This is a genomic window from Oleiphilus sp. HI0123 (assembly GCF_001635315.1).
In genome coordinates this window covers 1-3,993 of sequence record NZ_LWGE01001110.1, presented here as the reverse complement: position 1 = coordinate 3,993, position 3,993 = coordinate 1, and the positions used below count along the sequence as shown (strand labels likewise).

Sequence of the window (3,993 nt, the reverse complement as noted above, 5' to 3'; positions counted from 1 at the left end):
CAAATGAGCTGAAATAACCCATTCTAAAATTTTCTTCGTCATTTATAAGTGATTCGCCAGATGCTGGGTTGTTTCCTATAGCCAGTAAGGTATTTGGGTGTGTTGTTTTCCCTAAAACCTTCAACGCTCCCGGCTGATACCCCTGATACCCTGCCACTGCACTTGTTGCTCCGCCAAGAAGCACCGCCAATGCGACACCTCTAGCCAATTTAGTTCGTTGTAACGTTTTTTGCTTCATGCTCATTATCCTTCGCTATTCACACAACCTATCCGATTTAACCGCTTTCTACTCGTCTGTCATACCTGTTATTATTAGACGGAACAACCCGGCAAGTTAAACACCCCAATTTTCTCTTTTGCTTTTGTCGCTTTCGCACGCTAGCCCTAAAGATAGTTCAAACAAGGCTTCATTCAACTATTGATTTGTTTCGCCTTGATTAAGTCTCGTAACAAAACATTATCGAAACGTTTATTGATGTCTTGATGAAGTTTATCTGCGATGTCGCTAACTTCTGGTGAAAGCTTGATATGCTTATATTTCCACATACTTTCATGCCCTCTCAAAGCCTGTAATATTTGAGCTACACTAATCTGATCTGTGGAATGGCCTGGCACTAACATATCGGCCTTTTCACCCGCAACAATAAGTAGGCCGCCTGAAATCAACTTATCGATAATTTTTCGGCTCGCAACCGCTGGGATCGTATGTAGATGTTCGATATCTACTTGAAGAACCGGACTTTCTGTTGACTCAAACCTACGTGCAATATTCACCATAATATCGAGCCCAACTTTTTCGCTGACCTCCGGAGAAGGATCTAACTCCTGCGCCTTTGTGATATGGCTTTCATGCTGGTGATAAAACGCAATACTCGACCCTAGCAGTAAAATTAGCCAGTTTACGTACAACCAAATCAGTAACAAAATACCGACGGCAAAACCGGAATAGATCGCATCGTACTTAGACGAATTTACGACGAAGGCCGTAAAGAGAATGCTTGAAGCCTGCCACGCACTTCCACCCACGACACCGCCCACCAAAGCACTTTTAAAGTTAACTCGAGTATTTGGCATTAGAATATAAAACATGGTAAATGTCAGAATAATCATAAAGAAAGGCATCAGTTTGGTCATCATTAAGATCACCGTGCCAAAGGGTTCAATTGAAGCGATACTTTGAACCAGGCTGGAATTCATTGTTGACGCGGTTAGACTAATAGCAGCAACCACCAAGACTGGACCAACCAGCACAACGATCAGGTAGTTACTGAAACGCTGCCCCAAGGAACGCAATTCCGGTGCGAACCAAATCGTATTAAATGCCTTTTCTATCTTCTGGATTAGGGAGATAACCGTATAGAACAATATAATAAAACCAAGAAAGCCCAGTACACCAACCTTCATATTATCGACGAAGGACAAAACACTATTATGTATTTCGATGCCTTTAGCCCCCATCGGTTCAAGGAAGCTATAGAGCATCGGGGTAAAACGGTCTTGTACATTGAAAGCTTTCAAAACTGAAAAGCTCAAGGCCAGCATAGGGACAATCGAAAGAATCGTCGTATAAACAAGACTCATTGCGTGAAGCGTTATTTGCCCGGTAGCGATATCACGGATCACAACATAAAGAATTCGAAGGGCGTCCCGAAGCAAAGACATAAGGGGATTCATTGAGGGCTTTGGTGAGGCTAAAAGCCAGGCTTCAGCGTCCTTCCATTGATCTAGCAAGTTTTTCAAAATGACCTACCCTGTCGTGACAGCATCAATCTCACAAATCAAAGCAGCTAAGCCAGAGATTACCTCTTCCGCAAGTAAACCCGGAGCTTCACCTAGATCTATTTTATGCTGAAGATCAGCAGCCTTCGCCGATAGAGATGACGCTCTGATATTCCCGGCACTGCCTTTCAAGCCGTGAGCAAGGCGTGACATTAACTCTGTATCGCCCTGCTGCTGAGCATTTAGAAACTCTTCTTCAAACGTCACAAAGCTACCTTTGAAAGAGGACAATACCTGCTTAACAATATCCATATTGTTCATAAAAGTTTCTGTTAGCTTGTCCATGTCGATGCATTGGCTCTCGCTAGTTTGATCACTCATTGTCTATTGAACTCCATTCTTCATTGATACAAAGCCATATCTCGAAAAAAGCGGTATACTTGAGGCTGTGAAACTTACATTGATACATTGTTCTATTTTTAAGATTAGCAGACATTATCACAGACACATACTCGATAACGACTTTCAGGCTTTCACCCGTACCTCGATAAAAGAAATGGCCTCAATATTAAAGTAAGTTATTGGTTTTCATATACAAATATACCGATCCAACACCACTATTTATGTATAAGTTTTTTGAAAAGCTGGTAGAGCCGTTTCCTCCCGAGCATCCGGAACAACCACCGAAGGGTTTATTCGACTTTTGTGTGTACTATACACAAGGAATATTCCCCTTACTTTTTATCATGGGCGGGCTCACTGCCTTAATTTCCATCATGGAAGTTACGCTGTTTGGTTTCCTCGGACAGCTGGTAGACTGGCTGTCGAACAAAACACCTCAAACACTTTGGCAAGATGAAGGGAATACCCTTATTGCTCTAGGTGCAGTGATTCTTTTCGTCATTCCTCTTACTGTTTTGCTTCACTCAACCGTTATTCACCAAGCCTTGTTGGGCAACTATCCAATGCGAATTAGATGGTTAGCTCATCGGTACTTGCTTGGTCAAAGCTTTTCTTTTTACCAAGATGAGTTCGCTGGCCGCATAGCAACCAAAGTGATGCAGACTGCGCTTTCGGTTCGCGAAACCGTAATGAAGCTGCTCGATGTACTGCTCTACGTCAGTATTTATTTCATAGGTATGACTAGCGTCGTCACAGCGAGTGATGCCAGATTAAGCATTCCTCTTTTAATTTGGCTACTTTGCTATGGCTCCAGCCTTTATTACTTCATCCCTAAACTTCGTGATATTTCTACTCGTCAGGCAGATGCGCGCTCCAGCATGGTCGGAGCTGTGGTAGACAGCTACACCAACATTGAAACAGTGAAACTCTTCTCTCATAGCCAGCGTGAAGCAGAGTATGCAAAACGAACAATGGGCGACTTCCTTGAAACCGTTCACCCTCAAATGCGCTTGGTCACCCGGCTCAATGTGACAGTATGGGTATTGAATTCCCTCCTGTTATTCTCGATCTCATCTCTTTCAATCTGGCTTTGGATAAACGAAACCATTTCGACTGGAGCCATAGCTGTTGCGATTGCGCTAGCACTCAGGCTCAATGGCATGTCCCAATGGATTATGTGGGAAGTGTCCAGCCTGTTCGAGAATATCGGTTCAGTACAAGACGGTATCAGCACACTTTCAAAAGAACGAGCCGTGCTTGACTCAGACAATGCCAAAGCGCTTGAACTAAGCGATGGTAATATTGATTTTCAGAGGATTTCGTTTGAATACGAATCTGGCCGTCCGGTTATCAGCGAGCTTGATTTGCATATAAAAGCTGGCGAAAAAATTGGTCTGGTTGGCCGCTCAGGTGCTGGAAAGTCAACTCTGGTAAACCTCTTACTTAGATTCTACGACCTTTCTTCGGGCAACATCAGAATTGACGGGCAAGCTATTGCTGACATTAAACAAGAGAGCCTGCGCGAGCATATCGGCATGGTGACCCAAGATACTTCCCTGCTTCACCGCTCTGTGCGCGATAACATCCTTTATGGAAATCCCGAAGCCTCTGACGATGATCTGATCCGTGCAGCCAAACAAGCCCATGCTCACGAATTCATTCAAGAACTAAGTGACCTGGACGGACGACAGGGCTATGACGCTCATGTAGGCGAGCGTGGCGTGAAGCTTTCTGGCGGTCAGCGTCAGCGTATTGCGATTGCCCGAGTCTTATTGAAGAACGCCCCAATACTTGTTCTGGATGAAGCCACGTCTGCTTTGGATTCGGAAGTCGAAGCTGCGATTCAACAAAGTTTATATACCTTAATGGAAG

4 protein-coding genes are annotated in these 3,993 nt (G+C 44.1%); 1 reads left to right on the top strand and 3 read right to left on the bottom strand.

The genetic code is table 11. The features are described 5' to 3' along the window. The 3 genes from A3761_RS11200 to A3761_RS11190 form a co-directional block, all read right to left on the bottom strand. The coding region (locus A3761_RS11200) for a hypothetical protein (RefSeq protein ID WP_156491800.1) at positions 1-238 on the bottom strand (238 nt) is incomplete at its 3' end. Between the two features lie 173 nt (positions 239-411). Further along, entirely contained in the window at positions 412-1,740 is a 1,329-nt protein-coding gene (locus A3761_RS11195) for a YihY/virulence factor BrkB family protein (RefSeq protein WP_156490750.1), read from the bottom strand. A gap of 6 nt (positions 1,741-1,746) precedes the next feature. After that, on the bottom strand, positions 1,747-2,100 hold the full coding sequence (locus A3761_RS11190) for an Hpt domain-containing protein (protein ID WP_068508113.1): 354 nt from the start codon (positions 2,098-2,100) through the stop codon (positions 1,747-1,749). A gap of 242 nt (positions 2,101-2,342) precedes the next feature. Here A3761_RS11190 and A3761_RS11185 point away from each other — a divergent pair. Further along, positions 2,343-3,993 (top strand): ABC transporter ATP-binding protein (locus A3761_RS11185; protein ID WP_082870231.1); only part of this gene is annotated, 1,651 nt, incomplete at its 3' end.

Excerpts from the sequence above, each read along its gene's own strand:
- A3761_RS11190 (WP_068508113.1), bottom strand. The coding sequence starts at position 2,100 with ATGAGTGATCAAACTAGCGAGAGCCAATGCATCGACATGGACAAGCTA.